This window comes from Pseudomonas sp. KK18, from assembly GCF_037094675.1.
In the GTDB taxonomy this organism is placed as follows: Bacteria; Pseudomonadota; Gammaproteobacteria; order Pseudomonadales; family Pseudomonadaceae; genus Aquipseudomonas.
Genome location: NZ_CP146605.1, coordinates 3,846,901 through 3,872,956, shown reverse-complemented (window position 1 = coordinate 3,872,956; position 26,056 = coordinate 3,846,901). Strand labels below are relative to the sequence as shown.

General features: G+C 60.3%; 30 protein-coding genes. 15 read left to right on the top strand and 15 right to left on the bottom strand.

Going from position 1 to position 26,056, the window contains the following annotated elements; genetic code table 11:
• The first annotated feature begins 50 nt into the window (after positions 1-50).
• Positions 51-725 (top strand): GNAT family N-acetyltransferase, encoded by a 675-nt coding sequence (locus tag V6607_RS17565; protein ID WP_134326721.1) that lies wholly within the window; start codon positions 51-53, stop codon positions 723-725.
• On the opposite strand, the gene V6607_RS17560 is transcribed toward V6607_RS17565, so the two are convergent.
• A complete protein-coding gene (locus tag V6607_RS17560) occupies positions 722-1,324 on the bottom strand; it encodes a TetR/AcrR family transcriptional regulator (RefSeq protein ID WP_102605868.1) in 603 nt (200 codons plus the stop codon). The two genes, V6607_RS17565 and V6607_RS17560, sit on opposite strands and share 4 nt — an antisense overlap.
• Before the next feature lie 90 nt (positions 1,325-1,414).
• On the opposite strand from V6607_RS17560, the gene V6607_RS17555 reads away from it, so the two are divergent.
• Complete coding sequence (locus V6607_RS17555) at positions 1,415-2,020, top strand: NAD(P)H-dependent oxidoreductase (RefSeq protein ID WP_134326720.1); 606 nt, start codon at positions 1,415-1,417, stop codon at positions 2,018-2,020.
• On the opposite strand, the gene V6607_RS17550 is transcribed toward V6607_RS17555, so the two are convergent.
• On the bottom strand, positions 2,017-2,874 hold the full coding sequence (locus tag V6607_RS17550; protein ID WP_134326719.1) for a LysR substrate-binding domain-containing protein: 858 nt from the start codon (positions 2,872-2,874) through the stop codon (positions 2,017-2,019). The two genes, V6607_RS17555 and V6607_RS17550, sit on opposite strands and share 4 nt — an antisense overlap.
• 107 nt (positions 2,875-2,981) lie before the next feature.
• Between V6607_RS17550 and V6607_RS17545 the strand changes: the two genes are divergently transcribed.
• The 3 genes from V6607_RS17545 to V6607_RS17535 all read left to right on the top strand — a co-directional run bounded on the left by V6607_RS17545 (position 2,982) and on the right by V6607_RS17535 (position 4,012).
• A complete protein-coding gene (locus V6607_RS17545; protein WP_008436391.1) occupies positions 2,982-3,260 on the top strand; it encodes a carboxymuconolactone decarboxylase family protein in 279 nt (92 codons plus the stop codon).
• Between the two features lie 5 nt (positions 3,261-3,265).
• On the top strand, positions 3,266-3,640 hold the full coding sequence (locus tag V6607_RS17540) for a tautomerase family protein (RefSeq protein ID WP_008436392.1): 375 nt from the start codon (positions 3,266-3,268) through the stop codon (positions 3,638-3,640).
• Between the two features lie 153 nt (positions 3,641-3,793).
• Positions 3,794-4,012 carry a hypothetical protein gene (locus V6607_RS17535; RefSeq protein WP_134326718.1) on the top strand — a complete coding sequence of 73 codons (219 nt, stop codon included), beginning with the start codon at positions 3,794-3,796 and terminating at the stop codon, positions 4,010-4,012.
• Positions 4,013-4,540: 528 nt separating this feature from the next.
• Here V6607_RS17535 and V6607_RS17530 read toward each other — a convergent pair.
• From V6607_RS17530 to V6607_RS17520, 3 genes are all read right to left on the bottom strand, one after another.
• The gene (locus V6607_RS17530) at positions 4,541-4,930 is read right to left on the bottom strand and encodes a hypothetical protein (protein ID WP_003215239.1); all 390 of its coding nucleotides are present in this window, start codon (positions 4,928-4,930) and stop codon (positions 4,541-4,543) included.
• Between the two features lie 32 nt (positions 4,931-4,962).
• Positions 4,963-6,219: a 3-phosphoshikimate 1-carboxyvinyltransferase gene (aroA, locus tag V6607_RS17525; RefSeq protein ID WP_134326717.1), complete on the bottom strand. Its 1,257-nt coding sequence runs from the start codon at positions 6,217-6,219 to the stop codon at positions 4,963-4,965.
• A gap of 100 nt (positions 6,220-6,319) precedes the next feature.
• Positions 6,320-7,120, bottom strand: a complete 801-nt coding sequence (locus tag V6607_RS17520; protein WP_134326716.1) for an isocitrate lyase/phosphoenolpyruvate mutase family protein — start codon at positions 7,118-7,120, stop codon at positions 6,320-6,322.
• A 174-nt stretch (positions 7,121-7,294) separates the two neighbouring features.
• Between V6607_RS17520 and V6607_RS17515 the strand changes: the two genes are divergently transcribed.
• Together V6607_RS17515 and V6607_RS17510 are read left to right on the top strand one after the other, a co-directional pair.
• Entirely contained in the window at positions 7,295-7,648 is a 354-nt protein-coding gene (locus V6607_RS17515; protein ID WP_134326715.1) for a DUF1428 domain-containing protein, read from the top strand.
• 212 nt (positions 7,649-7,860) lie between these two features.
• The gene (locus V6607_RS17510; RefSeq protein ID WP_134326714.1) at positions 7,861-8,490 is read left to right on the top strand and encodes a lytic polysaccharide monooxygenase auxiliary activity family 9 protein; all 630 of its coding nucleotides are present in this window, start codon (positions 7,861-7,863) and stop codon (positions 8,488-8,490) included.
• A 133-nt stretch (positions 8,491-8,623) separates the two neighbouring features.
• Here V6607_RS17510 and V6607_RS17505 read toward each other — a convergent pair whose 3' ends face one another.
• From V6607_RS17505 to V6607_RS17485, 5 genes are all read right to left on the bottom strand, one after another.
• Positions 8,624-9,178 carry a UPF0149 family protein gene (locus tag V6607_RS17505; RefSeq protein ID WP_134326713.1) on the bottom strand — a complete coding sequence of 185 codons (555 nt, stop codon included), beginning with the start codon at positions 9,176-9,178 and terminating at the stop codon, positions 8,624-8,626.
• 87 nt (positions 9,179-9,265) lie between these two features.
• Positions 9,266-10,519 (bottom strand): chloride channel protein, encoded by a 1,254-nt coding sequence (locus V6607_RS17500; RefSeq protein WP_134326712.1) that lies wholly within the window; start codon positions 10,517-10,519, stop codon positions 9,266-9,268.
• Between the two features lie 114 nt (positions 10,520-10,633).
• Positions 10,634-11,317 (bottom strand): anti-sigma factor, encoded by a 684-nt coding sequence (locus tag V6607_RS17495; RefSeq protein ID WP_134326711.1) that lies wholly within the window; start codon positions 11,315-11,317, stop codon positions 10,634-10,636.
• The gene (locus tag V6607_RS17490; RefSeq protein WP_134326710.1) at positions 11,314-11,841 is read right to left on the bottom strand and encodes a sigma-70 family RNA polymerase sigma factor; all 528 of its coding nucleotides are present in this window, start codon (positions 11,839-11,841) and stop codon (positions 11,314-11,316) included. Before V6607_RS17490 ends, V6607_RS17495 begins: the two co-directional genes overlap by 4 nt.
• Before the next feature lie 70 nt (positions 11,842-11,911).
• Positions 11,912-12,433, bottom strand: a complete 522-nt coding sequence (locus tag V6607_RS17485) for a DUF3455 domain-containing protein (protein WP_102605855.1) — start codon at positions 12,431-12,433, stop codon at positions 11,912-11,914.
• A 137-nt stretch (positions 12,434-12,570) separates the two neighbouring features.
• On the opposite strand from V6607_RS17485, the gene V6607_RS17480 reads away from it, so the two are divergent.
• The gene (locus V6607_RS17480; protein WP_087692698.1) at positions 12,571-13,350 is read left to right on the top strand and encodes a class I SAM-dependent methyltransferase; all 780 of its coding nucleotides are present in this window, start codon (positions 12,571-12,573) and stop codon (positions 13,348-13,350) included.
• An 82-nt stretch (positions 13,351-13,432) separates the two neighbouring features.
• Positions 13,433-14,218 carry a sulfite exporter TauE/SafE family protein gene (locus tag V6607_RS17475; protein ID WP_008430805.1) on the top strand — a complete coding sequence of 262 codons (786 nt, stop codon included), beginning with the start codon at positions 13,433-13,435 and terminating at the stop codon, positions 14,216-14,218.
• On the opposite strand, the gene V6607_RS17470 is transcribed toward V6607_RS17475, so the two are convergent.
• On the bottom strand, positions 14,215-15,450 hold the full coding sequence (locus V6607_RS17470; RefSeq protein ID WP_134326709.1) for an acyl-CoA dehydrogenase family protein: 1,236 nt from the start codon (positions 15,448-15,450) through the stop codon (positions 14,215-14,217). The genes V6607_RS17475 and V6607_RS17470 overlap by 4 nt on opposite strands.
• A 263-nt stretch (positions 15,451-15,713) precedes the next feature.
• On the opposite strand from V6607_RS17470, the gene sfnG reads away from it, so the two are divergent.
• Positions 15,714-16,805 carry a dimethylsulfone monooxygenase SfnG gene (gene sfnG, locus V6607_RS17465; RefSeq protein ID WP_134326708.1) on the top strand — a complete coding sequence of 364 codons (1,092 nt, stop codon included), beginning with the start codon at positions 15,714-15,716 and terminating at the stop codon, positions 16,803-16,805.
• Here sfnG and V6607_RS17460 read toward each other — a convergent pair.
• On the bottom strand, positions 16,789-17,889 hold the full coding sequence (locus tag V6607_RS17460) for a GNAT family N-acetyltransferase/peptidase C39 family protein (protein WP_003215276.1): 1,101 nt from the start codon (positions 17,887-17,889) through the stop codon (positions 16,789-16,791). The two genes, sfnG and V6607_RS17460, sit on opposite strands and share 17 nt — an antisense overlap.
• A gap of 94 nt (positions 17,890-17,983) precedes the next feature.
• Here V6607_RS17460 and V6607_RS17455 point away from each other — a divergent pair, with 94 nt between their 5' ends.
• The 3 genes from V6607_RS17455 (at position 17,984) to V6607_RS17445 (ending at position 22,511) form a co-directional block, all read left to right on the top strand.
• Complete coding sequence (locus tag V6607_RS17455) at positions 17,984-19,570, top strand: RimK family protein (protein WP_003215278.1); 1,587 nt, start codon at positions 17,984-17,986, stop codon at positions 19,568-19,570.
• Positions 19,571-19,576: 6 nt separating this feature from the next.
• Positions 19,577-20,518, top strand: coding sequence for a magnesium transporter CorA family protein (locus tag V6607_RS17450; RefSeq protein WP_134326707.1), 942 nt, complete (start codon positions 19,577-19,579; stop codon positions 20,516-20,518).
• A 91-nt stretch (positions 20,519-20,609) separates the two neighbouring features.
• A complete protein-coding gene (locus tag V6607_RS17445; protein WP_023658883.1) occupies positions 20,610-22,511 on the top strand; it encodes an acyltransferase family protein in 1,902 nt (633 codons plus the stop codon).
• A gap of 40 nt (positions 22,512-22,551) precedes the next feature.
• Here V6607_RS17445 and map read toward each other — a convergent pair whose 3' ends face one another.
• Positions 22,552-23,301 (bottom strand): type I methionyl aminopeptidase, encoded by a 750-nt coding sequence (gene map, locus V6607_RS17440; RefSeq protein ID WP_134326706.1) that lies wholly within the window; start codon positions 23,299-23,301, stop codon positions 22,552-22,554.
• Positions 23,298-23,501 carry a ParD-like family protein gene (locus V6607_RS17435; RefSeq protein WP_003215288.1) on the bottom strand — a complete coding sequence of 68 codons (204 nt, stop codon included), beginning with the start codon at positions 23,499-23,501 and terminating at the stop codon, positions 23,298-23,300. The genes map and V6607_RS17435 overlap by 4 nt, the downstream gene beginning before the upstream one ends.
• A 258-nt stretch (positions 23,502-23,759) precedes the next feature.
• Here V6607_RS17435 and ilvA point away from each other — a divergent pair, with 258 nt between their 5' ends.
• Both ilvA and V6607_RS17425 read left to right on the top strand, forming a co-directional pair.
• The gene (gene ilvA, locus V6607_RS17430; protein ID WP_102606112.1) at positions 23,760-24,779 is read left to right on the top strand and encodes a threonine ammonia-lyase, biosynthetic; all 1,020 of its coding nucleotides are present in this window, start codon (positions 23,760-23,762) and stop codon (positions 24,777-24,779) included.
• Between the two features lie 512 nt (positions 24,780-25,291).
• Positions 25,292-25,567 (top strand): DUF1652 domain-containing protein, encoded by a 276-nt coding sequence (locus V6607_RS17425; RefSeq protein ID WP_063029815.1) that lies wholly within the window; start codon positions 25,292-25,294, stop codon positions 25,565-25,567.
• Positions 25,568-25,578: 11 nt separating this feature from the next.
• Here V6607_RS17425 and V6607_RS17420 read toward each other — a convergent pair whose 3' ends face one another.
• The gene (locus V6607_RS17420) at positions 25,579-25,977 is read right to left on the bottom strand and encodes a hypothetical protein (protein ID WP_102369172.1); all 399 of its coding nucleotides are present in this window, start codon (positions 25,975-25,977) and stop codon (positions 25,579-25,581) included.
• Positions 25,978-26,056: the final 79 nt, after the last annotated feature.

Here is a 26,056-nt window from a genome sequence, read left to right as displayed (position 1 = left end):
TTCAGCAGGTACAATCCGCCGGGCCTTAAAATGAAACACCAGGAATTCAAATGTTCAGCCTTACCCATTACGAAACCCCATGCCCCGAGCCGATCAATGCGCAGATCCTGCAGATGGTGGTCGACTACCTGACGGACATCAGCATGGTCGCCATCCCGCCAAGCAACCTGCTGTACAACGTCTACCAGTACGCCATCGGCTACGAGGTGCACCTGTACCTGGAAGCGCTGGGCGGGTCCAAGGGCATTGCGGTGGAATTGATCGTCGCGCTGGACGCGCAGGAGCAGGTGATCGGCTTCCTGCTGTACCTGCCGGTGAAGGACGATCCCGAGGCGTGCGGCGTGGCTTACATGGCGGTGCACGCCAGCCATCGGCGCAAAGGCGTGGCGCGGGCGATGATGCAGGACATGCTGGCCCGCTACCCCCATGCCGAACTGACCTGCGCAGTGGAGAAGGTCCCGGCGTTCGAGTCCATGGGCTTTCAACTGCGCGGTGTGCGCGGTACCCAGGTGTTGATGAACACCCGCGACTACAGCACTGACGGCTTGATGGGGTTGCTGGATGTGGCGTCGATCTACAGCTCGCTGGAGGTGCGGCAGATCCACACTTATCTCCTGCAAAAACACGGTAAGCGGGCGATGATCGATGCGGAAAAACAACGTGATCGTCACTTCGACCAAATGACCCACAAGGCCCGGATGTTTGTGCACGCAAGGCTGGGCTAACGCGCTCCTCGACTCACCATCGACTTGATGCTCGCAAACAGCTCCTCCTGTGCCTCCAGCGCGCTGATTTCCCCGCTCGCTGCGGCATGGGACAAGGCTTCCGCTGCGCCCAGCATCCCCCTCAAACCGGCCTGGGTTATCACACCGTCCACGGCAAAAGGGGCGAGGGCATCGCGGCACTTGCCGAGGAATATCACGTCGTACTCACGCTTGATGCTTTCCAGTTCCGGGCTGCCAGCCAAGGCGGAAATCACGCCCGGAATTTCACGTCCCTGCAGCAACACACAGTCGACATAGCACGAGGCGATGACCCACGCGCGGTCGTCCAGGGTGGGTTCGCTGGCCTCGATTGCGGCGGCAAATACCTGGTTCTGACGGGCGTCGAAATCTTCATACAGCGCGGCCAACAGCCCCGCGCGATCGCCAAAATGGTCATACACCACCGGCTTTGTAACGCCGGCCAACTCAGCCAGATGCCCCAGGGTCAGGGCATCGGTGCCTTCTTCTCGCACCAGTTGCCAGGCCACGTCGAGCAGCTGGCGCAACCGGTCATCCCGGGACAAGCGGCGGCGAGGGGCTGGGGATTGATCGCTTGACATGTTTATATACCAAAAGTAACTTACCAACGGTAACTTAGCTCAAGCCTACTCAATTTGCCTTCTCATCGCTACCCCGACGGAGTCACTGCCATGCACGCGCTGATCGTTGTTGCTCACCACGACTCACACTCCCTGACCCACAGCCTCGCCAAACAGGCGGCTGCCGGCATAACCGCCGCCGGCCACACCTTTGAAATCGCCGACCTCGCCGCTGAAGGTTTCGACCCGCGTTACAACGCCGCCGACCATAAAGTGCACCGCACCCGCGCCACGCCGCCGGCCGACGTACTGGCCGAACAGGCCCGACTCGACCGCGCCGACGCCTTGGTGCTGGTGTTCCCGATCTTCTGGTGGTCGATGCCGGCCTTGCTCAAGGGCTGGATCGACCGGGTATTCGTCAACGGTTGGGCGATCGACTACAGCCTTGAGACGAAGGTGGTGAAAAAACTCGGCCACTTGCAGGTGCACTTACTGGGCGTTGGCGGGGCGGACAAAGGGGTGTTTGAACGCCACAGCTATGCCGACGCCATGCGCACGCAAATCGACCATGGGATCTTTGATTACTGCGGTGCGAAAGTGCTGACATCCGAGCTGCTGCTGGACTCGGAAAGCGGCGCTGCCGAACAGCATCTGGAGACGGCGGCGAAGTTGGGGCGACAACTGTTCGTCACCCTGCAACCCTTCGAAACCGCCTAAACCAGGCTGCTCTGTATGAGCGCTGCCAGCTGTGCGACCGCAGCGCCTGGCGCTGGATGGCTGCAATGCAATTCATAGCCAAGGGACGGCACCGGCGGCAGACCGTCGAGTACACGCAGGTGCGCAGGCAAACCGATACGGGTGCGCAAGGTCACACCCAACCCGGCATCGACCGCCGCCCAGATCCCACCCACGCTGGGGCTGGTCAAGGCAATGCGCCAGGCAATGCCGGCGCGGTCCAGGGCTTCGGTGGCGGCGCTGCGCAATACGCAGGGTGCCTCGAACATCACCAGCGGCAGCGGCGCGTCCTCGGCGCGCGGTAGTTGGGGTTTGTCCCGGGGCCCGATCCAGTGCATGGGTGTTTGCCCCAGGCGGGTGCGGCAGGACGATGTCTGACCGGTTTCCCAGGTCAGCGCCAGTTCCAGGCTCGCGCTGTCGATCAGGGTCAACAGCTCGGCATTGCGGCCTATCCGCACTTCAAGGCTGATCATCGGATAAAGCCTGGCGAAGCGCCGCAGGATGTCACTGAGCACATGCTCGCCGAAATCCTCCTGCAAACCGAGGCGCAAAGTGCCTGCGGTTTGGGTTTCGTTAAGGCTGCTGAAGACAGTGTCATTGAGGTCCAGCAACCGCCTGGCGTGGCCGAGCAGCGCTTCACCCACCGGCGTCAGCACCAGCCCGCGCCCGGATTTGCTCAGCACCGGCGTGCCGACCTGTTCTTCGAGTTTCTTTAATTGCGCGCTGACGGCTGAGGTCGAACGGCCCAGGCGATCCGCCGCCTTGGCAAAACTGTTCAGCTCGACGCCGGTGACGAAGGTGCGCAGTACATCAAGGTCGAAGGTGGGGCGGCGCATTGAATGGTCCATTAAAACGGGATGGTGGATTCTATTAAATCTGATATTCGGAATGATCCTGGCTTGCTAGTTTTTGCCCGTCAACTGAATTGTCGGAGCGAGCGTCCATGAGCAACAAATTTACCGAGCTGACCCGCGACGTGCTGTTCGCCGATATCTGGGAGCGCGAGGGCCTGTCGCCCAGGGAGCGCAGCCTGATCACCGTGGCGGCACTGGTGGCGATGTACCGTCTGGAGCAACTACCGTTTCACTTGCAGCGGGCGGTTGGCAATGGCTTGAGCGTCGAGGAACTGGGTGAAGTCATCACTCACCTGGCGTTTTACTCCGGCTGGCCGACAGCGGCGTCGGCACTGAACCTGTTGGCAGCCATCCATCCTGCGGAGTAACCACCATGCCTTACGCCCGAATCTCCCTGCATCGCGGGAAATCCCCTGAATATCTGCAAGCGCTTTCACAGGGATTGCATGACGCCCTGGTTGAGAGCTTCAAGATTCCTGACGCGGATCGCTTCCACGTGATCCACCAGCACGAAATTGGCGAGATGATCATCGACCCCAACTATTTGGGCGGCCCGCGCAGCCACGACTATGTACTTATCGCGATCACGGGCGGTAAACCTCGTGATACCGAGACCAAACGGCGGTTTTACCAGGTGTTGGTGGAGCGGCTGGAGGCTGCGATTGGGCTGAGCCCTGAGGATGTGATGGTAGTGATTACGACGACGGCGGCGGATGAGTGGTCGTTTGCGGGGGGAAGAGGGAATTAGTAGCACGGGCGTACTTTTCCAATTGGAATGATTGCCCACAAGGTATGGAGAGGTGATCGGGAAATGTCAGTCTGGAAAGGAGGACCTTTCTGACAACCTTTCAGGCGGCTCAGTCTTACTCTTTGCGCTCTCGTGGAATCCAGGAGTAAAGGAATGACTTCCAGCGTCTTGAAGGAAGGTTTTCCAGCTGCCTATCGCACCACCCGCGAACGGATCGAAGGCAGTATCGACCTCGGCCGTTTGTTTGCCGCGATCGATGCTGACTCGGCGATTGCGGGGGCAGGAGTGGGTGCAACCATGAGTGTCATAGGCAGCGGCGTCTCCGGGAATATCCGGACACTGGCCATCGGCCTATATGAAGAGTTTGAATAATGGAGCTGAGAAATTCCCCTAGAGCTTTTATGGCTCACTATTTCCCTGTTTTCATCAGTGCTTTTATGTTTGCGCTTTTTGCTCTTGCGGTAGCGGGGTCGTCGATGGGTAGTACCTACATGCGAGGCGTGCCTGCTTATCGTAGTTACACGGGACTGGATGTGGGCATCGCTTCCATTATCTTGTCAGCGGGCAACTTTCTTATCCTCCGAGGTCGCGCCTGGGGCGTCTGGATACTGGCAGGCAGTTGTGTGATGAGCTTTTTCATTGTGCTGTTCACCTACAGCTATCAGCCCCATCCTTTTATCTACACAACGGGGCTGTTGTTCCCGCTGCTAAGCCTCTACCTGCTCAATACCCACCGCCACCGCCAAATGCGCGCAGAACTCGTTCTACTTCGTCACGAACGCGAGCGCTACAAAGCCGGCTTTCGGCCCCCGCGTACTCAGGAGATGGCCCAGGCTCGCCTCGAATACAAAACGGCCCGCAGGCTCAAGCGAGAAAATCGCCGCAAATGGAAGGCGGCCCTCAGCCCTCGCGAAACAAGTCATGAGCATCCAGCAACCGATACGCAATCTCCGGCCGCTTCTCCATGCCCTTGCGAATCGCCGCCGGAATCGACTGCCGGGTCTTGCGACACAACCCCGGCAAGTCATCGATAACGATCTGAATCCCGCGCATCGTCTTCACTTCCGTATGACCCGGCGCGATATGCACGCGAATGCCCAGTTGCTGGTACATCAGCTGTTGCATGCGCTCAAGATCGGGCAGGCTTTGCAGGTTTTCGAGGCGTTCGAGCAGGCGTTTTTCTTCCTGGCGCGTCAGGTGCAGGATGCGTGCATCGGCGCCGAGAAGGTCGAGCAGTTGCTCACGATTGCAGTCGCAGACGCCGGGTGGGCAGGGTTGGCGAATCGTCATGCAGTCTCCCTCCCGTTACCGGCGCCGTTGGCTTACCAGGTCAGATGAACCCCAAGGCTTTCCAGCTCTTTCCAGTACTCGGGATAGGTCTTACCGACGCAGTCCGGGTCCTGGATCCTGATCCCCGAGACCTTCAAGCCCGCCAAGGCAAAGCACATCGCGATGCGGTGGTCGGCGTGGGTGTCGATCAGCGCGTTGCACGTGGTGCCCGCCAGGGCCGGATCGCTGGCCACCAGCAAATCATCACCTTCAATGGTCGCCAGGCCTGGGCGGATTTCATTCAGACCGTCATGCAGGGCCTGCACCCGGTCACATTCCTTGACCCGCAGGTTGGCCAGTTCGGTGAAGCGTACCGGCGTGGTGTTGAACGCGGCCAGTACGGCGAGGGTTGGAATGGCATCCTGCATCTGCGAGCCAATGACCACCGGCTGCATCTGCGGAAATTGCGCGATCACTGCCTGGGCCTTGGCGTCGGGCTGGGTGAAATCCTGTGGGGCGACACCGAGGTCGATGCGGCCACCGGTCAGCACTTCGGCAGCCCACAGATAGGTGGCGGCGGAAGCGTCAGGCTCGATCAGGTAGTCGTGTGCGGTGTAGCCGGTCGGGGCCACGCGCCAGGTGCTTTCATCGACGATGTCCACCTGGGCACCGAAGGCGCGCATGCAGTCCAGGGTCAGGTCGACATAGCCACGGGCGCCGATGTCCTTGCCGGTCAGCGCTACTTCAATCGGCGCTTCGCCGCACGCCGCCAGCATCAGCAGCGCCGACACGTACTGGCTCGACAGGCCGCCGTCGATCTCGAAACGCTTGGCTTGCACGCGGCCAGTGCCATGGACGGTCACGGGTGGGCAACCGGTAGGGCTGTCGACCTGGATGCCATTCTGGCCGAGGGTCGCGAGCAGCGGGCCGATCGGACGCTTTTGCATGTAGGCGTCGCCATCCAGCACCACGGTGCCTTGTACAGTGGCCACGGCAGCGGTGAGAAAGCGCATCGCGGTGCCGGCGTTGCCGAGAAACAACGGCTGCGCCGGCAATTGCAGCTTGCCCAGGCTGGTGACGACGAACGTGGTGTCGTCCGGTTCATCGATCACCACGCCCATCTGCCGCAGGGCCACCGACATGTGACGAGTGTCATCGCTTTTCAGCGCGCCGCTCAAGCGACTGGTGCCCTTGGCCAGGGCCGCCAGCAGCAAGGCACGGTTGGTAATGGATTTGGAGCCGGGGGGCGCTACCTTGCCGTTCAATGGAAAGTTGGGCGGTGTAACGGTCACGGTTTTCTGCGAACTCAAGGTACAAGGCTCCTGCTTCAAGGCGGGTGGCGTTTGGCGGACACGAATAATCGGCCAAACACGCTACCGTTGTCGAGCGGGGATCGTTGAGAGTCGCGGGTTATGGCGCCATGCGGCCATTCATGTCGCCATAGGTGAACGCCTTGAGCGCGTGCGTATCCAGTTGCCCGGTACGCAGGAAGCCTTCGGCCAGGCTGTGCATGGCGCCATACAGGAATTCGGCGATGCTCGAGCCGGCCGTGAGGCGGCGTACGCCCAAGGCTTGCAGCGTCTCGGGCGCGGGCAGGCCGGCCCAGGCCAGCACGTTGACTGGCAAGTTGGTCGCCTGGCAGAGCTGCTGGATTTCGTGCTCCAGGTGGATGCCGGCGGCAAACAGCCCGTCGGCGCCTGCGCCCTGGTACAACGCGGCGCGCTTGAGGAGTTCTTCAAGGCGCTGTGGCTCCGGGGCCAATCCTTTCAAATACACGTCGCTGCGGGCATTGATAAACAGCTTCACGCCACAGTTGTCCGCCACACGACGGGCGACTTCGATCTTGCGGGCCAGCAGTTCAGGCGTGCCGGCACCGTCCTCGATGTTAATCCCGACGGCACCGGCGTCGATCACCGCCTTGATCACCCGGCCCACGTGCTCCGGGTCGTCGGAATAACCGGCCTCGATGTCCACGCTCAGCGGCACATCGATGACGCGGGCGATGGACTGCACGGTGCTCACCAGCAACGGCAGAGGCAGTTGATTGCCGTCCTTGTAGCCATGGGTCCAGGCGACTGCGGCGCTGCTGGTGGCGACGGCCTGGCTGCCCAGTTGCGCCACCAGGCGCGCACCGCCGGCATCGGCAACGTTGGGCAGGATCAGCAATTGGGCGTGGTGCAGGGCGTGGAAGGCGGTGGCGTGGGCGGTCATGGCGGGTCAGTCCTTTGAGTGGGCTTTGTTGTTGAAGGCGCCTGTCATATCAAGAATCGGCCCGGCATCGCAATCGATAACACACCACTGGTCGACATTTCCCACGTTGATGTCGATTGAGCGCCTGATTGATCGACTACAGGCAGAACAACCCGTCGAATCAGGAGAGTGATCATGTCTTACGTAGATGGCTGTGTGATCGCGGTGCCCACCGCAAAACGCGAACAATTCATCCAGCACGCCAAGGCCGCCGCCGTGGTGTTCAAGGAACATGGTGCGCTGAATATCATCGAGTGCTGGGGCGATGATGTACCTCAGGGGCAGGTGACCTCGTTTCCCATGGCGGTCAAGCTCAAGAAGGATGAAACCGTGGTGTTTTCCTGGATCGTCTGGCCGTCGCGGCAGGTGCGTGACGCCGGGATGAGCAAGGTGATGGAAGACCCGCGCCTGAAGGCAGACGTCAATCCGATGCCGTTTGATGGGCAACGGATGATCTATGGCGGATTTGAGATGATCCTCAACACCTGAGGCCAGGCGTTCATGGACGGCGGCTGTAGTCCGATCGCCTGTCGCAGGGTAGGACCGACGATAACTCTGGTGCAAGATCAGTGCGAAAGCTACGCAAAACAAGGACATGACGCGATTTGTCTGACAGAACCGTCGGGTAGACAACCCGGCGAGGTGGGCTAAGTTCAAGGCGCTTCCCATGAGGGGAAGTCTTCAATCAAGGAGTGACTGAAATGAACAAACCCCAGACTCAACTCAGGCATGGTCGCGTTGTGACACCCGCCAGCCGTGGCTCGGTGGCGGTAGAGCGTGGCCTGCTGGAAAACTGGCAAGTCAACGAAATGGAAGGCGGCAAGAACTTCCCCGCCCTCAACGCCGGGCCGTTTCCGGCGCCTTATGAAACCGACGATCAAAGCGTCACGCCGCCCGCTGACGGGCACATCCTCAGCGGCGGCAAGACCGATGCCCGCGACTGCGTGAACTTTACCGACGAAGAAATGGCTAAAAAGCTCAACACTCCGTTTAACTGGCCGTTGTTGAATGTTGAAGCCGGCCAGGTGTTCAAGGTGCAGTGGGATTACACCGCCGCGCACGTGACCCGTGGCTATCGCTGGTTGATCACCCGGGACGGTTGGGACCCCAAGCAACGCATCAGCCGTGCTCAACTGGAGCCCAAGCCGTTCTTCGAGGACTTCTACACCCAGGTGCCGTACTACCAGCACTCGGCTGAACTGAAGGCCAAGGTTGAACATCAAGTGACATTGCCCAAGGGCAAGAAGGGCCGGCATGTGCTGGTGTTGATGTGGATCGTGGCCAACACCGGCAATGCGTTCTATCAGGCGTTTGACGTCGATTTCAACTAGCGGCAACTGAACCTGGAGGAACAACATAAATGTGGCGAGGGAGCTTGCTCCCGCTGGGCTGCGGAGCAGCCCTGAAAATCGGGGGCGCTTCGCACCCCAGCGGGAGCAAGCTCCCTCGCCACAGGTGTTGCGTTCAGCGCTGGGCCAACCAGTAGTCGTGCAACGCACGGGCGGCCGGTTCGATAGCGGCTACCCGTTGCTGATGGGCATTTACATCCAGGTCTGCCGGCAGTTCAAAGTTGTCCTGCTCGGCGCACCAGGAAATCTTTTCCAGTTGCCCGGCCTGTTCGGCAGGCAGCTCTGGCCAGTTGCCGATAGCGGCGCCACGGATATAACCAAAGCACCATTCTTCCGCCAGGGTCAGTGGCTGGTCCTGATGCTCGGTTTCCTCGAAACGTGCCTTGAAACCCTGGGCGTCGGTCGCCAGTTGCGTGGCAATGGCGTTCATATGGCGCACGCACAGTTCAAGGAACTGGCCAGCTTCTTCCGGGCTTTCCCAATCCGGGTTCTGCCCACCAAAGATACCGGGGAACCATTCGGCAACCTCCACCTGCGCGGGGCTTGAAACCAGGGCGGTGAAGTAACCGTCGAGCTCGGCCAGGTTCAGCACCGAGTGGTCGTCGCCGTACTTGAGCAGGGTGTCGTCGATGAACTCGAAATCGGCGGGGGCGAGGGGGTGGTCGTGCATGGGCATATCCTTTGTGCGTGGAACGCCGCTGATGGGGCGGCTTAAAGCGCGGAGGATGGCGCGTGTCGGGGTTTTAATCCAGCTTCTTCAACGCTTTTCCCACAGGACGCACAGCTTGCTCATGCACATCGAACCTGCCACCGCGAGAATGATCGGCACCAGGAAGTCATGGTCGATGCGGGTGAATTCCGCCACCAGCACGATTGCCGTCAACGGCATGCTCATGCTCGATGCCAGGAACGCCGCCGCACCGATGATCGCGAAAGCCCCCAGCGGCACGCCGGGCCACAGCAGGCTCCAGGCGCCGCCGAGGATGATGGCGAGCAGGGCGCCGTTGGCCAGCGCCGGGGTCAGCAAACCGCCTTCGGCACCGGCGCGCAGGCTGCTCGCAGTGATCAGTACCTTGACCACCAGCAGCACCGCGGCGAGGCCGATGGTCAGCTCATTGTCAAAGCCCAGTTGCGCCGGGCCCTTGCCGTTGCCGAGGATCTGCGGCAGGAAAATCGCCAGGCCCCCGATGATCGTGAAGTTGATCAACGACAGTACCGGCAACCGCCAGCCACGGGCGGCGTTGCTGCGGGCCGCGCCGGTCAGCCGGGTGAATCCGTAGGCGGCCAGGCCAAACACCGGCCCGCAGCCCAGCGCCCAGGCGATCAAGCCAGGGCTGAGCACAAAGTGCGGCACCACGTATTGCGCCTCTGCGCCCAAGCCAATCCAGGCCACCGACGCGCCGATGGCCGAGGTGGCCAACGCAATCACTGCCGCCGGCCAACTGAACACACCCACCAACACTTCGAGCACAAACACCGCGCCGCCCAACGGCACGTTGTACACCGCCGCCAGCCCGGCGCCTGCACCGCAGGCGACGATCAGCCGGTGCATGTCCGGCGCCAGTCGCGCCCGTTGTGACAACCAGGTGGCGGCCAGCGCGCCGACTTCCCGTGGCGCCACTTCACGGCCCAATGGCGAGCCGAGGGCCACAGTGATGATTTGCAGCACGGCGTGGGCGAGGGTGGTCTTGGGCGGCATGATCGGTGCCTGGGCGGAGACCGCTTGCTTGATGCTCACCAACGGGCGGCCATAGCGGTAGATCAACCACCAACCCACACCGGCCACCAGGCCACAGGTGATCAGCACCAGCACCCGGCGTTCGGGCGCGGCGGCGGTGACGCCGAGCAAAAAGGTTTCATGGCTGATCAGGCTGTCGAGGCTGTAGCCGTAGGCCAGATGCTGGATGCCGTGCAGCAGCAAGGCGAGGAGCATGCCGCCCAGGCCGGCGCCGATGCCGGTGAAGATGATGACAAGTGCGAGAATCAGCAGCGAACGGGTTTTTGAGGGCATGAAGGGTCCAGGGAGCCGGGTTTTCGAGCCCGATTCTATAGCGCAATGGTGACGCCATAGCCCCGAGATGTAATGCACATGCGCGAACTGGCCTTCCACAACATTGCATTACGTTCAGATTACTTTAACGGCCCGGCCAATTGCCTGAATCGGACCTGTCGGCTTGCCGGTTTTCGACCCGCCGGGATTTTCCAGGGTCAGTTCAAACAGCTGGTTCGGCGCCAGTGGCGGGAGTTTGTCCAGGGGCACAGACAAGGTCTGCCCAGGCTTGACCAAGCCCAGCGACACCGGGCCTTGCCAGTCTTCGCCCTTGGTCCAGAACTGCAGCGTCTTGTCTGCCGGTACTTCCATGATGCCCAGGGGAATCAGCTGGATTTCCTGGGTATTGCTCGCCTGGATTACCCAGCCCGGCGCCTGGTTTTGCGGGGCTACCAGCACCACCACATAAGCGGTCGGGTTGATGGCGGCCGTACGGGTCAACAGCAGTGTCGCCAATACCAGGCTCGCCGCGATGCCGGCGCCGGCCAGTCCGCGCCACAACGCCAGCCTGTTCCACCATGAGACCGGCGAGTCCCGGGTGGCTGAATGCCCCAGGCTGCGCTCGATGCGTCGCCATAAATACACCGAAGGCGTTGCCGGGGCGGCCTGTTCAGTCAGTGGCAGCAGGCGCTGTTCCCAGGCGTCTACTGCCGCACGCATGTCGGTATCGGTGGCCAGGCGCTGTTCCACCTCGGTGCGTTGCTCGGTGGGCAAGGTGCCCAGCACATATTCGCTGGCCAGTTCGTCGATGCTGTTCATGCCATGCACTCACGCAATGCCGCGAGGCTGCGTTTGATCCACGCTTTCACGGTACCCAGCGGGGTGCCGAGTTTGTGCGCGATTTCGCTGTGGGAATAACCGTCTACATACGCATGCAGGATGCAGTTGCGGCGGGCCGGGTCGAGTTGTTCGAGGCAGCTGTAGATTCGTCCCGAGTGCGCCTGATAGTCGAAGGTGTTGGTGGGCGCTGCGCTTTCATGCTCTTCGCTGAGGGGCACTTCGCGTCCATTGCTGCGCACGGTATTTAGCGCCAGGTGCCGGGTCACGCTGTATACCCAGCCGCGGGCCGAGCCTCTGTGCGGGTCAAAACTGGCCGCGCCGTTCCAGACCTTGATGAAGGCGTCATGCACGATATCTTCGGCCACCGCCTTGTCACGCACGATGCGCAACGCGACCCCCAGCAGCCGGCTGCTTTCCTGTTGATACAGCCGGCGCAAGGCCGGTTGTTCGCCACGGGCGCAGGCCAGCAGGCAGGCTTGATAGTCAAAATCGGCTTCAGGCAAAGACAGGTTTCCAGGTGGGGGCCCCGGCGGTGAGCCCGGGGCGCTTTGGCAGCAGCGTAGACGAATCTGGTCAGTTGGCCGCCCAGAAGATGTAGTCGGCCTGGTACTTGACCACTTCCTGCTTGCCCTTGTTGGCCACCGTGCATTCCGTGCCTGGCGCCACGCCGCCCTTGAGGGCCACCCGCTGGATATACGCGACGCCACTCATCGCGCCCTTGCCTTCGGCGGGGTTGGCCTTGACCAGTTGATAAGGCAGGTTGCCAGGGCTGGACGGCGCCACGGCCAACTGGGTGCCGGTGACTTTCGAACCATCCTTGGCCTGCCAGGTGGCCGGCGGGCCGAAGTAGCTACCGACCTGCTGGCCGCTGCGGTCATTGAGCACCGCCTTGGGACCGACGAAAAACCATTCGGTCTGGCCGGCAGCATTGGCCTTGTCCCGGCATTCGTAGGTGATTTCGCCGACTCCGGTGGTTTCCATGGTCACCTTGTGGCCGTCCGGCACCTTGATGCTGTCGGGTAAACCGGTCTGGGCAAAGGCAGTCGGTGCAGCGGCGAACAGGCAGGTCACGCAGAACAGGGCTTTGGCGTTCATCGGTGTCTCTCCATAAGGGCAGCAAGGCGCTGCTACCTGTACTACCCACGGCACGCGCAAACGGATGCAGCGATTAGAAAATAAATCTTCAAGGGCGCACACTGTGGGCCCCCGCACTACCAGAGGAGAGATTGACGATGACCGGTGTTCACAAGTCTGCTCAACAGGGTTTCTCTACTCAGGCCGTCACGTACGCCCAAGGCCGGCCGGACTATCCACGGCAACTCACGGGTTGGCTCACCGACGCCCTGCAGATCAATCCCCACTCCACGGTCATCGACCTGGGCGCCGGCACCGGCAAGTTCACCCGCTTGCTCAGCACCGTGGCGCCGACGTTGATCGCAGTGGAGCCGGTGGAGGCAATGGGGGCGCAGTTGCACAAACTGCTGCCCCAGGTGCGCCTGCTGTCGGGCACCGCTGAAGCCATCCCCCTGGAGGCGGCCACCGCTGATGCCCTGGTGTGTGCCCAGGCGTTCCATTGGTTTTCCACGGAAGCGGCCCTGGCGGAAATTCACCGGGTGCTCAAGCCGGACGGTCGCCTTGGGTTGATCTGGAATGTGCGGGATGAGTCGGTGGACTGGGTCGCGGCCATCACCGAAATCATCACGCCCTACGAGGGCGACACACCGCGCTTTCATACCGGACGTTGGCGCGAGGCCTTTACCGGCGAGTATTTTTCCGCCCCCGAAATGACCTGCTTCCCCTACAGCCATGTCGGCAGCCCCCAGGAAGTGATCATGGACCGCTTCCTTTCCGTGAGCTTTATCGCCGCATTGCCACCGGCAGAAAAGGCGCAGGTCACTGAGCAGTTGCAGTCGCTGATCAACACGCATCCGGCCTTGCGCGGCCGTGAGACGGTTGCGTTTCCGTATCAGACCCAGGCTTATCGCAGCCAGCGGCTGACCAGAAAGGCATAAAGTCAGATCGTTTTGATATAAGTAGTTATAAGAAAAATCGCTATGCTGCGGCCAGAATTTTATAAGGCCGCAGGTAGTGGTAATGGATGTAGGTAATTTTGGTTTCTCGATTGCTGGCCTGATTGTTGGATTTATCGTGGGAATGACCGGTGTAGGCGGGGGCTCGTTGATGACGCCGATCCTGCTCTGGTTCGGCATCAACCCGGCCACCGCCGTGGGCACCGACCTGTTGTACGCCGCCATCACCAAGTCCGGCGGGGTGCTGGTCCACAGCAAGAATCGCAACATCGACTGGACCATCACCGGCTGGCTGACCCTGGGCAGCGTGCCCGCCGTGTTGCTGACCTTGTGGTTTCTCAAGAGCCTGGACACCGACCCCGCCGCCTTGAACGCGGTGATCAAGCAGTCTCTGGGCGTGGTCTTGCTGCTGACGGCCACGGCGATCCTGTTCAAGAACAAGCTGTTGGCCTTTGCCCAGCGGCATGCCGGCGACGACTACAAGATGGCGCCGCGCAACCTCAATGCGCTGACCATCATCACCGGCGCTGTCCTCGGTACCATGGTGGCCCTGACCTCCATCGGCGCCGGTGCCCTGGGCACGGTGGCGCTGTTTATCCTGTACCCGTTCCTGGCCACCAAGCGCCTGGTGGGTACCGAAATCGCCCACGCCGTGCCGCTGACCCTGGTCGCCGGCCTCGGCCACGCCAGCATGGGCAACATGGACTGGACCCTGCTGGGCTTCCTGTTGCTGGGCTCGCTGCCGGGGATTTATGTCGGCAGCCACATGGCCGGCAAGGTCCCGGACGGGATATTGCGTCCTTGCCTGGCGTTCATGCTGGTGATGATCGGCTTCAAGCTGGCGTTTTAACGCGCCGGCCCATTGCCGATCTGCCACACGAACGGCGGCTCGGTGCGGTTGATCACCCAGTCGCCGACAATCCGCGCCTTGTAGATCACCGGGTTGTGGGACGACACGGTGCGGGCGTTGCGCCAGTGCCGGTCGAGGGCTTTGCCCTGGCGCACATCCGAAGCCCCCAGTGCGTTGAACAGTTCAGTGGTGGCGCGCTGGATCAGTTCCGAGACCACCACCTGCGCCGTGGCTGATTCGATTTCGGCGGCCACATTGGCTTCGTGCTCCACGGCATCGTCCCCACCGAACCGCGCCACATAAGCCCGCTGCGCTGGAACTGCGGCTTTCAATGCGCTGGCTTCGGCGGCGTATACCAGTGCTGCAACTTCACCCACCACCTGCTGAATCTGCGAGTCCTGGCTCACATGGGCGGCATTGCCATGGCTGTAGATCCGTTTGCGGCTGCGCACCTGATGCGCCACATCCTTGAGGGCCGCGCGGCCGATGCCGGCGAGGGTGGCGAGCAGCACCAACTGATAGAACGCAGTCTGATATTTGAAGCGCGTGGCAAAGTCGATGACGTTTTCCGCCTCCACCACCGCATCGGTAAAACGCGAGGTGCCGCTGCCGGTGGTGCGTTGGCCAAAGCCGTCCCAGTCATCGCTTTGCGCCACGCCGGGCTGGCGGGTGCGGGTGGCGGCAATCACATCGCCGCCGGTGTCGCTGCGTTGGGCATAGACGTCGATCCAGTCGGAAAACAGGCTGCCGGTGCTGTAGAACTTTTCACCGTTGAGTTTCCATTTGTCGCCGTCGGGGCTGACTTTAGTGACGACATCGCCGATGGCCACGCTGCCGATTTCGGTCCAGGCGCAGCCCACGATGTCACCGTCGACAAAGCGTTTGAACCAGAGGTCTCGCGCCGCGCCGGGGGCGGCATTCAGGCGGTCTTCGGCAAACGCGAAGTGCCCGCGCAGGGCCTGGGGCACGTTGGAGTCGGCTTCGGCCAGTTCGATCAGCAGTTCGAATAGCTGGGGCAGGGAGGCGCCGCCACCGCCGTATTCCACCGGGACGCGCACGGCGCCAAAGCCGGCTTGCTTGAGCCATTGGATCGGCTCGTAGGGCAGGGCGCGGGTTTGTTCGCGCTCTAGGGCACCCTCGGCGATGCGCTGGAAAATCGGCCGGAAGCGTTCGGCCAGGGCGTGATAATCGACGCCGGTGGACAGTGGATTGATCACGTGATGTTCGGTCATGGGGACGGTTCCTGGGCAGTGAGATAGGTGAGCTATTGCACGGTCCATGCCGGGCGCGAAGGCACGTATTTACGGGACGGGTGCCGATTCAACTGTTGTTCCTGCAACAGCAAAACGACAAACCGCTGCAATCCATGACAGCTCGGAACAGGCTGCTTTTCGCCTGTTTCCGCGCTCGAAGGCCGGTAGTGCGGGCCTCTCACGCCCACTGGCACAGTTGCTGCTCCACACCTCGTACATGCCAATCCGCGAGGTACAGTCCAATGAGTCAGCAAGCCGTCAAATTTGCCTACTGGGTGCCCAACGTCAGCGGGGGGCTGGTGGTCAGCAAGATCGAACAGCGCACCCACTGGGGCATCGACTACAACCGCAAGCTGGCGCAGTTGGCTGAAGAAGCCGGCTTTGAATACGCCCTGACACAGATTCGTTTCACCGCCGGTTATGGCGCCGAATACCAGCATGAGTCGGTCGCGTTCAGCCACGCGTTGCTGGCGGCCACCACCAAGCTCAAGGTGATCGCGGCAATCCTGCCGGGCCCCTGGCAACCTGCGCTGGCGGCCAAGCAACTGGCAACCATCGACCAACTCACCAACGGCCGCGTTGCCGTCAATATCGTCAGCGGCTGGTTCAAGGGCGAGTTCCAGGCCATCGGCGAACACTGGCTGGAGCATGACGAGCGTTATCGCCGTTCCGAGGAATTCATCCGCGCCCTGAAAGGCATCTGGACCCAGGACAACTTCACCTTCCGGGGTGATTTCTACCGCTTCGACAACTACAGCCTCAAACCCAAGCCACTGGGCGAGCCCCACCCGGAAATCTTCCAGGGTGGCAGTTCGCGGGCCGCGCGGGACATGGCGGCACGGGTGTCGGACTGGTACTTCACCAACGGCAATACCCCGGAAGGCATCAAGGCCCAGGTCGATGACATTCGCGCCAAGGCGGCGGCCAATAACCATTCGGGGAAAGTCGGTGTGAATGCGTTTGTGATCGCCCGCGACACCGAGGAAGAAGCCCGCGCGGTGCTCGCGCAAATCATCGAACAGGCCGACCCGGAAGCCGTCAACGCGTTTGGCGATGCGGCGAAACAGGCGGGCAAGGCGTCACCGGAAGGTGAGGGCAACTGGGCCAAGTCGACCTTCGAGGATCTGGTGCAATACAACGACGGCTTCAAGACCAACCTGATCGGCACCCCGCAGCAGATTGCGGAGCGCATCGTCGCCTTGAAGGCGGTCGGCGTGGACCTGGTACTGGCCGGCTTCCTGCACTTTCAGGAAGAAGTGGAATACTTCGGCAAGCGTGTATTACCGCTGGTGCGCGAACTGGAAGCCAAGGCCGGGATCAAGCAAGTCGCCTGAACACCACCACCGCTGCCCGCAATTTGTTATTGCCGAACCGGCACATTCGCTCGAACTCCCCATGGCTGACCGGCAGATGCTGGCAGTCCATGGGCTGGCGGTGCTGGCTGTGGTCGACGTCCGGGTCGTGCAGGTACACGAAGTCTTCGTCGCAGTCGGTGACGATTACCCAGTGGGGCGACTTGGAGCGGGTCAGGCGGTAGCTGCTGATCAACACCAGCGGCTGGCCGCCTTCGCGCAGCACCTGGGGTAAATCCAGCGGGCCGCCGAGCACTTGCTCAACGTCGCTCAAGGCCAACTCTTCCTCGAAGGCGTCATGCACCAAACGCATGACGTCTTTTTTATGCTGATCACGCACCCCGTCGAGAAACAACGGCCCGCTGACATTGACCTGCATGCGCACGCGAAAGCCCCGGCGCCAGGCGGCCAGCGCCAAACCCTGGGGGCTGCAGCCGCCATGGCCGGCGGTCATGAACACGGTGGTTGCCTCGCGCCAGATCTGCAGTTCTTCCCGGCGCTGGGCCACCCGCGCAGGTTCCAGGGCACCCATGGCCATCAGCAGGCTGGCGGCGCCGCAGGTGAAGTCGGTGGTTTGCTGGTAATAGGGCACGCTCAAGGCGCGCGCGTCCTGGTGCTGGAGGATGCGTTTCTCCAGGCGCAGGGCCGGGGCGTGGTCTTCGTAGTAGTCGTTGACCAGGGCAAAGCGCCGGTAGCCGTTGCGCTCATACAGGGCGATGGCGCCGGGGTTGTCGGTACGCACTTCCAGGCGCAGGTAGGCGCAGTCATGCTCCACCGCACAGGCTTCGATGCGCGTCAGCAGTTGTTTGCCCAGGCCCAGGCCCCGGGAAGACTCGGCGATGGCGATGGAGTACAGGCGCGCCAACGAGGTGCCACGGTGGAACAACACCAGGGCGTAGCCCAGCAATTCGCCGTGTTTTTCTGCCACCAGCAGTTGCCCGTGGGCGCGACTGACCATCCACTGGAAGCTGCGGGTGGAGAGCCGGTCCGTGGTGAAACAGTGCTGTTCCAATGCCACCAATGCAGGCACGTCATCGGGTGTTGCAACGCGAAAGGAAAGAGCCATATGACCGCCGTAAAAGTTGCGTAACGAAACGGGACTTCTCTAAAAGATCGTGCTTAATAGAAAAGGTCTAGTTCTCTAAAGCGGATCAATCAATATGTCAGCGGTACAAGGTCATTGGCGTGAAGTATCCGAGCAAACAGTGGCGGCGACAATAACTTCCAACGGTTATTTTTCCAGCCCTCCCAAGAGTGCAAGTCAAGTCGTAATCATTGTCGAGCGCAAGGAAGACTGGGCCTCGTACTTCCCCAGCGAAGACATCGTCACCGCCCAGGAATACCTTGAGCAAACCCGGGAAAACGAGACGGGCAAGCGCGTGCAGGTGATCAACCTGTGCCGCAGCTACAAGTACCTGGGGCACGGCTATTACTGCTCGCTGCTGGCCGAGGCGCGGGGGCACAAGGTGATTCCGTCGGTGCGGACCATCAGCGAACTGACGAAAAAGTCCCTGTACGGCCTGGCCCTGGATGACCTGGATAAAACCCTCGATAAAGCCTTGAGTCATCATCTCTACAGCAACACCGAAGGCTTTACCCTGACACTTTACTTTGGCCGGACCAATATTGAACCCTTGCAGGATCTGGCCCGCCAATTGTTTGAAGCGTTTCCCTGCCCGATCCTGTTAGTTGAGTTTCGCAAGAATAACGGCTGGCACATCGAAGGCATCAAGTCTGGCGTATTGCACAAGTTGCGTGATGACCAGGAAGACCAATTCGCGAATGCCCTGGACAACTTCAGCCGCAAGATCTGGCGTCAACCGCGCTCCCGCCGTCTGGCCCGCTATGACCTGGCGATCCTGCACGACCCGCAGGAACAACTGCCGCCGTCCAACGCCCGCGCCCTGGAAAATTTCGTCCGGGTCGGCAAGGGGCTCGGCATCGACGTGGAACTGATCGAACGCAAGGACTACGCCCGCCTGGCCGAATACGACGCCCTGCTGATCCGCGAGACCACCAGCGTCGACAACCACACCTACCGCTTCGCGAAAAAGGCCGAAAGCGAAGGGCTGGTGGTGATGGACGACCCGGCCTCGATCCTGCGCTGTACCAACAAGGTCTACCTCACGGACCTGCTGAAAAGCCATCAACTGGGCATGCCCGCCACCGAAATTCTCTACAAGGAGCGACCCGAAGATTTCGAAAGGGTGGGTGAGCGCCTCGGCTTCCCGCTGGTGCTGAAGATCCCCGACGGGTGTTTCTCCCGCGGCGTGATCAAGGTCGAAAGCCAGCAAGCGCTGCTGACCGCCACCGCCGAACTGTTCGAGCATTCCGTGTTGCTGCTGGCCCAGGAATTTTTCTACACCGAGTACGACTGGCGCATCGGCGTCCTCAACCGCAAACCGATCTTTGCCTGCCAGTACTTCATGTCCAAGGGGCATTGGCAGATCTACAACCACAAGGCCATCGGCCAGGACATCAACGGCGAGTGCCGCACCCTGGCGGTTCACGAAGCCCCCAAGGCGGTGGTGGAACTGGCGGTAAAAACCGCCAACCTGATCGGCGACGGCCTGTACGGCGTAGACCTCAAGCAGTCCGGCGACAAGGTGGTGGTGATCGAGGTCAACGACAACCCCAACATGGACGCCGGCATCGAAGATGCCTACCTGCAAGACGACTTGTATTCCCTGGTACTGGAAGAGTTCGTGCGACGCCTGGAGTTGAAGCGTCAAGGCCAGGTGTGGTGACGCGCGATGATCCAGCGCTTTGAGTTATCCGAGGGCAAGCTTTACAACACCCTGGGCGATAGCGGGAATATCCTGCTGTTCAGCAATCCGGACCCCCACGAGCGCAAGTACCTGCGCGACTGCTACAAGCTCGATGAACATGCCCTGGCCTCGGCGCTGGACCCGGACGAAGTGTCGCGCATCGAGTTCCACCCCGATAACCTGTTCCTGATCTGGAAGCGCCCGGAGAACTATTCCGGCGGCGGCAACCTGGTGTTTGAAGTATCGTCCTGCGGCCTGTTGTTTTCCGGGGAACAACTCCTGGTGATCGCCACCGACGACAGCCAGCTCTCCGGGCTGGGTGCGCGCCGGCCATTGCGCACGCCGCTTGATGTGTTGCTGGACTTGCTGCTCAACAACATCCATCACTACCTGGGCCACCTCAAGGTGATCAAGATGGTCGCCCGGGAACTGCAGCAGCAGTTCAATGCATCGATGAGCAATCGCCACCTGATGCAGATGTTCAACCTCAGCGAAAGCCTGATCTATTACATCAACGCCCTGCACAGCAACGGCGCGGTGCTGACGCGCCTGCGCAACCATGGGGAAAAGGAACATTTCAGCGCTGAAACACTGGGCCTGATCGATGACCTGATTATCGAGAACAACCAGTGCTACAAGCAGGCGGAGATTTACTCCAACGTGTTCTCCGGGCTGATCGACGCCCGGGGCAACCTGATGAACAACAGCATGAACAACCTGCTGCGCAAGCTGACGCTGATCAACGTGGTGTTCCTGCCGTTGAACCTGATCGCCAGCGTGGGCGGGATGTCGGAGTTCAGCATGATGACGGCGGGCACGCCGTGGTGGATTTCGTACCCATTGTTCATGGCCGCGATGGGACTCGGGGCGGGGTTGATGGTGCTGGGGTTGAAGCGGATTGCGGGAGGAGGAGACAAACCGGTTTAGCGTGTAACGGAAATGCTACATTTTCATTTTATTAAGCCACCATGGCCACTACAATGCCGCTCCGCAAAGATCCAAGCCATGGATAGGTAAAATGCAATTCCGAAAAAATATAAATGCCTTGCGCGCAGTCGCCGTATTGGCCGTGGTGCTTTTCCACTTCAAAGTCGGTGGGTTCCAGGGCGGGTATGCGGGAGTAGACATTTTCTTTGTCATTTCCGGATTCCTCATGACCGGAATTATTTTCAACGGTCTGCAACAACAGCGTTTCTCGCTACTGGGCTTTTATGCTTCAAGGGCCCGCCGCATTATTCCGGCGCTGGTGGCGCTGTGCGTGGGTCTACTGGTTTTCGGTTTTGTCTACCTGTCTTTGGATGACTACCGAGAGCTGATCAGAACGATCAAAAGCAGCCTGTTGTTCAGTTCCAACTTTATGTTTGCCAAGGGCGGCAATTACTTCGCTGCGCCCCTGCATGAGAACTGGCTGTTGCACACCTGGTCGCTGTCGGTCGAGTGGCAGTTCTACATGATTTATCCGGTGCTGTTGATGGCACTGCACAAGATGCTGGGCCTACACAAAGCCAGGATCGCCCTCGTGGTACTGGCGCTGGCTTCCCTGGCAGCGTCGGTGTATGTGACCAACAGCAATCCGGTCTTTGCCTTCTATATGTTGCCTACCCGTGCCTGGGAACTGATTGCGGGTGGGCTGGTATTCCTGTTTCCACTGCAGATCGGCAAACGAACGAGCCTGATGTTCGAAGGCATGGGGATCACTGCGATCCTGGCCAGTATTTTGTGTTTTTCGGAACAAGACCTGTGGCCCGGGTATCTGGCCCTGTTGCCGGTACTCGGTGCCGCGCTGGTGATTGCTGCCAATACCGAGTCGGCCTTCAGTACCAACAGGGCGTTGCAGTTCTCGGGTACGCTTTCCTACTCCGTGTACCTGTGGCACTGGCCGCTGGTGGTGCTTCTTTACACCTGTGGGCTGCTGGGCAGTTGGCCGCACGTGACGGCCGGCATTGTTCTGTCGTTCGTGCTGGGCGCGCTGTCGTATTACTTCGTCGAGTCAAGGACACGAAAAATCACTACGCCACCCCGTGCGATTTTCAAATATGCATCATTGGTGGTGGGGGTGGTGGGCGTTTCAGCGATCACTTCGTCCGTGGTCAAGGACCACCCAGGCATCAGGTTTGCCTATGTCGATTTGGGCCAGCCGGCTTACGTCAGCAAGCTGTATGAGCAGGAGTGCTTTGCCAATCCCTACGATGCAGCCGAGTGCAAACTGGGCAAAGGCGAGGTGTCTGTCATCATCTTCGGCGACAGCCATGCCCAAGCCACCGCTGCAGCGGTGCAGATTGAAAACCCGCAGGCTTCACTGTCCTGGGCACGCGGTGGTTGCCCGACACTGCAGCACTTCGATATGCACGATAAGGAACTTGCCAGCCAATGCCATGGGTTCAACGCTGACAAGATGAACAGGCTCAAAACGTCTTACCACGGTGTCCCTGTGGTTCTGTTCAGTCGTGCATCGCTGTATTCGGATTCGAGCAGGGGCAACAGCTATCGTATTTACTTCCCCGGCCAGGAGCATCTTGCCGGCCAGGCATTTGTCGATACCTACACCGCCGAATACACCAGGACCGTGTGTTCTATCGCTGAAAACCATCCGGTGTATATCGTCAAGCCTATTCCAGAAATGCCCTTCAGTATCTACAAAGGCTTGAACCTGCATAAGCGAATCTTTCAGAGCACATCGGACATTTCGATTTCCTTGAGCGCTTACGAGCAACGAAACCGCATTGCCGTGCATGCGATCGAGGCTGCCGCGAAACAGTGCAATGCCACAGTCATTGATCCGACGCCCTACCTATGCCCGAACGGGCGCTGCATGGGGTCCAAGGGCGGTGTGCCATTGTATTTCGACGACAACCATTTGGTGGACTCCGGGAATGAGGAGCTCAAAGGCTTGTTCAAGCAGGTCATTACCCCGATATAAGCGCTATCAGTAGCTGGAGCGAGTTATCTCGCTCCAGCATTCAGGGCTGCAACGTCAGCACCTCAAACCCATCCCGCGTCACCGCCACGGTATGTTCCCACTGTGCCGACAAGCTGTTGTCCCGCGTCACCACCGTCCAGCCATCCTTCAAGCTGCGCACCTTGGCGCTGCCCTGGTTGAGCATCGGCTCAATGGTAAACACCATGCCTTCACGCAGTTCGAGCCCGGTACCGGGGCGGCCGAAGTGCAGGATCTGCGGGTCCTCGTGCATCTCGCGGCCAATGCCATGCCCGCAATATTCACGCACCACGCTGTAGCCGTTGTTCTGGGCATGGCTCTGGATGGCGTAGCCGATATCCCCCAGGCGCGCGCCGGGTTTGACCTGGCGGATCCCGGCCCACATGGCCTCAAACGTCATTTCCACCAGGCGCCGGGCCTTGGGCGCGACGTTGCCGATCATGTACATCTTGCTGGAGTCGGCAATGAAACCGCCTTTTTCCAGGGTGATGTCGATATTGACGATGTCGCCATCCTTGAGCACGGCTTTGGCGCTCGGCATGCCATGGCACACCACCTCGTTGATCGAGGTGTTGATGCAGAAGGGGTAGTCGTACTGGCCCAGGCTCGCCGGCCGCGATTGCAGGTCATTGCGGATGAAGGCTTCCACCGCGCTGTCGATCTCCAGGGTCGACTGGCCGGCGGCGACAAAACCGTCGAGCATGGTAAACACCTGGGCCAACAGGCGGCCGGATTCGCGCATCACGGCAAGTTGTTCGGTGGTCTTGATCATTCGCTGCGCCCCCGGATCAGGTCGGGCTTGTCCAGCAACAGTTTGTTGATCAGGTCGTTATAGGCCAGGTGTGGATTGAGTTCGGCAAGCAGGCCGATCTTGATCCAGAACTCGGCCTGGGCGTTGATGGAACGGTCCATGGTGGCGCTGGCCAGACGGAGTTGTTCGTGCAATTGGTCGGTGATCTTGACGATGCCCATAAGCTTCACTGTGCAGGGTTGATATACAAAGCGTATACGTTTCGTATGCTTCGCGTAAAGCCTGGCGTTTCGCCATTGACTTGCCGGATGGCGCCGGTTAATTTTGATTCATGACATTTCAAACCTTTCGTTGCCAGCCAAGCATTATTACCGCCATTCCTCATTTGGCGGGATAGCACACGGCTGCACCCAAACCCGCCCTAGAGGCGGGTTTTGTTTTTCCGTCTCCAGGGCCTTGTAAACACCCAGGAGACATCCATGAGTACCCGCCCGGCGAGCCAGCCCCAAGATTCGGGATTGCTTGAGCACTACGTGAAGAAGATCCTGGCCGCCCCGGTCTACGACCTGGCGGTGCGCACGCCATTGCAGGCAGCGCCGGCGCTTTCGGCGCTGCTGGGTAATCAGATCCTGCTCAAGCGCGAAGACTTGCAACCGACCTTTTCCTTCAAGATCCGTGGCGCCTACAACAAGTTGGTGCAACTCAGCGCCGAGCAAAAGGCCCGGGGCGTCATCACCGCGTCGGCGGGCAACCATGCCCAGGGCGTGGCATTGGCGGCGCGGGAGTTGGGGATCAAGGCGACGATTGTCATGCCGTGCAGCACCCCGGAGCTGAAAGTGTTGGGCGTACGCTCCCGAGGCGGCGAGGCGGTGTTGCATGGGGCCAGCTTTCCGTTCGCCTTGGCCCATGCGTTGCAATTGGCCGAGGCCACCGGCAGTACGTTTGTTTCGCCGTTCGACGACCCGGACGTGATTGCCGGGCAGGGCACAGTGGGGATGGAAGTGCTGCGTCAGCAGCAGGGCCCGCTGGACGCGATCTTCGTCCCGGTGGGCGGCGGCGGGTTGATCGCCGGTATCGCGGCCTACGTGAAATACCTGCGGCCCGAAGTGCGCATCATCGGCGTCGAGCCCGAAGGCTCCAGTTGCCTGCTGGCAGCCTTGCGCGCTGGGAGCCGGGTGGTGTTGCCGAGTGTCGACAGCTTTGCCGATGGCACGGCCGTGGCCCAGATCGGCGCCTATGGTTTTGAAATCTGCCGGCACCATGTGGATGAAGTGATCACCGTCAGCAATGACGAACTGTGCAGTGCCATCAAGCTGATCTACGACGATACGCGCTCGATCACTGAGCCTTCAGGTGCCCTGGCTGTCGCCGGTATCCGCAAGTATGTCGGGAAGACTGGCCTCCAGGGGCAAACATGGGTGGCGATCAACTCCGGGGCCAATATCAACTTCGATAGTTTGCGGCATGTTGCTGAACGAGTGGCTGCTCAGACAGGTTAAACGTGTAACCTAAAGACTGTTTAATTTAGTTACATTCATCCGTTTGGATAGTGGTTATGAAGGCGTCAAAAAGTTTGTTGCGGGCACTTATAGCGAGCGGTCTTTCAATTTGCATGATGCCAAGGGAGGCTCATTGCAAGACGCATGAATCGACGGCACGTAATTTTGTCCGAAAGCCCCGATTTGTCTGGGGCGCAGGGCAGTGCGTATGGCGGCACGTTTAATGCTTTATAAGATCCTGTTACAACCCTGAATGAGCTACAAGCACGACGGTTCATACCTCAAACGGGAGGATTGATGGCGGTCTGCCACGTAACTTATATAAGTAATGTCGTCGCTTATGAGGAAAGGATCCAACGCATTTCGAGCGAGCCTAGTACGCTGGGTAAGCAAAGCCGTCTGCCAGGGCTGGTCAGGCGCAAACGGCGAGCGTGTCACCGCGTTCGCCAGCCGTACGAATAAAGAATATTGATAACAATCGATTGGCAATCTCATAAAAGGAGAGGTCGGCCATGCTTTCGGATCTGGAATTACGCGGCATTATTGAAGGAAGTTTTCTGCCTAAGCGCTGTGAAGTCACCAAGGCGCCAGACGCCTCGCTGACGGTGAAGGTTTATCACGAAATCGACCATGACCGGGTCGACTTGGTGGTCACCGGCATTTGCGCGAACAAGCTCGACAGCAGTCGGGCGATCTGCAATTTGATTACCGAGTTGCGTGAAGACCTCAAGCACACCCACACCCATGCCCCGGCCCTCAAACGAGCCGGTGCGCGTCCTTTCTATTAAACGGACGTCTATTAAACGGACGGTTGAGCTTCAATCAGTGAAGACTTGCGGGCCTGGAGAAACGCCAGGCCCAACGCCGTTTCCGTGATCACCGCCAGCAAAATCCCCGGGCCCGCATGGCCGCTGATCCATTCGCTGATCCCCAACATCGCCAGCACAAAACAGCCGATCGCAAAGCCGGAGGTCATGGCATGCCGTGTCGCATCAGGTGGGGAATGGCGGGCGCGGTAAAACATGATGCCAATGGCCAGGAACAGCGCGGCGTTGCGTCGGGCGACCAGGCCGGTGGCACTGGAGTATTCAACACTCCACACCCACAGGAGCAGGTCCGGGCGCAAACCCCAGATCAGCGCGAGGGCAAAGCACAGCAGGGCAGTGAAGGTAGCGAGGGGACGGAAGTGCACTTGCATGGCGAATCCTTTCAGCCGTAACGAGCGCTCAAGGATACCCCTGTAGGAGCGAGCTTGCTCGCGAAGAACGCAAGGCCCG

Bases quoted from the DNA above. Each gene is read 5' to 3' on its own strand.
- V6607_RS17565 (WP_134326721.1), top strand. From the start codon at position 51: ATGTTCAGCCTTACCCATTACGAAACCCCATGCCCCGAGCCGATCAAT.
- V6607_RS17560 (WP_102605868.1), bottom strand. From the start codon at position 1,324: ATGTCAAGCGATCAATCCCCAGCCCCTCGCCGCCGCTTGTCCCGGGAT.
- V6607_RS17555 (WP_134326720.1), top strand. From the start codon at position 1,415: ATGCACGCGCTGATCGTTGTTGCTCACCACGACTCACACTCCCTGACC.
- V6607_RS17550 (WP_134326719.1), bottom strand. From the start codon at position 2,874: ATGCGCCGCCCCACCTTCGACCTTGATGTACTGCGCACCTTCGTCACC.
- V6607_RS17545 (WP_008436391.1), top strand. From the start codon at position 2,982: ATGAGCAACAAATTTACCGAGCTGACCCGCGACGTGCTGTTCGCCGAT.
- V6607_RS17540 (WP_008436392.1), top strand. From the start codon at position 3,266: ATGCCTTACGCCCGAATCTCCCTGCATCGCGGGAAATCCCCTGAATAT.
- V6607_RS17535 (WP_134326718.1), top strand. From the start codon at position 3,794: ATGACTTCCAGCGTCTTGAAGGAAGGTTTTCCAGCTGCCTATCGCACC.
- V6607_RS17530 (WP_003215239.1), bottom strand. From the start codon at position 4,930: ATGACGATTCGCCAACCCTGCCCACCCGGCGTCTGCGACTGCAATCGT.
- V6607_RS17520 (WP_134326716.1), bottom strand. From the start codon at position 7,120: ATGACCGCCCACGCCACCGCCTTCCACGCCCTGCACCACGCCCAATTG.
- V6607_RS17515 (WP_134326715.1), top strand. From the start codon at position 7,295: ATGTCTTACGTAGATGGCTGTGTGATCGCGGTGCCCACCGCAAAACGC.
- V6607_RS17510 (WP_134326714.1), top strand. From the start codon at position 7,861: ATGAACAAACCCCAGACTCAACTCAGGCATGGTCGCGTTGTGACACCC.
- V6607_RS17505 (WP_134326713.1), bottom strand. From the start codon at position 9,178: ATGCACGACCACCCCCTCGCCCCCGCCGATTTCGAGTTCATCGACGAC.
- V6607_RS17500 (WP_134326712.1), bottom strand. From the start codon at position 10,519: ATGCCCTCAAAAACCCGTTCGCTGCTGATTCTCGCACTTGTCATCATC.
- V6607_RS17495 (WP_134326711.1), bottom strand. From the start codon at position 11,317: ATGAACAGCATCGACGAACTGGCCAGCGAATATGTGCTGGGCACCTTG.
- V6607_RS17485 (WP_102605855.1), bottom strand. From the start codon at position 12,433: ATGAACGCCAAAGCCCTGTTCTGCGTGACCTGCCTGTTCGCCGCTGCA.
- V6607_RS17480 (WP_087692698.1), top strand. From the start codon at position 12,571: ATGACCGGTGTTCACAAGTCTGCTCAACAGGGTTTCTCTACTCAGGCC.
- V6607_RS17475 (WP_008430805.1), top strand. From the start codon at position 13,433: ATGGATGTAGGTAATTTTGGTTTCTCGATTGCTGGCCTGATTGTTGGA.
- V6607_RS17470 (WP_134326709.1), bottom strand. From the start codon at position 15,450: ATGACCGAACATCACGTGATCAATCCACTGTCCACCGGCGTCGATTAT.
- sfnG (WP_134326708.1), top strand. From the start codon at position 15,714: ATGAGTCAGCAAGCCGTCAAATTTGCCTACTGGGTGCCCAACGTCAGC.
- V6607_RS17460 (WP_003215276.1), bottom strand. From the start codon at position 17,889: ATGGCTCTTTCCTTTCGCGTTGCAACACCCGATGACGTGCCTGCATTG.
- V6607_RS17455 (WP_003215278.1), top strand. From the start codon at position 17,984: ATGTCAGCGGTACAAGGTCATTGGCGTGAAGTATCCGAGCAAACAGTG.
- V6607_RS17450 (WP_134326707.1), top strand. From the start codon at position 19,577: ATGATCCAGCGCTTTGAGTTATCCGAGGGCAAGCTTTACAACACCCTG.
- V6607_RS17445 (WP_023658883.1), top strand. From the start codon at position 20,610: ATGCAATTCCGAAAAAATATAAATGCCTTGCGCGCAGTCGCCGTATTG.
- map (WP_134326706.1), bottom strand. From the start codon at position 23,301: ATGATCAAGACCACCGAACAACTTGCCGTGATGCGCGAATCCGGCCGC.
- V6607_RS17435 (WP_003215288.1), bottom strand. From the start codon at position 23,501: ATGGGCATCGTCAAGATCACCGACCAATTGCACGAACAACTCCGTCTG.
- ilvA (WP_102606112.1), top strand. From the start codon at position 23,760: ATGAGTACCCGCCCGGCGAGCCAGCCCCAAGATTCGGGATTGCTTGAG.
- V6607_RS17425 (WP_063029815.1), top strand. From the start codon at position 25,292: ATGCTTTCGGATCTGGAATTACGCGGCATTATTGAAGGAAGTTTTCTG.
- V6607_RS17420 (WP_102369172.1), bottom strand. From the start codon at position 25,977: ATGCAAGTGCACTTCCGTCCCCTCGCTACCTTCACTGCCCTGCTGTGC.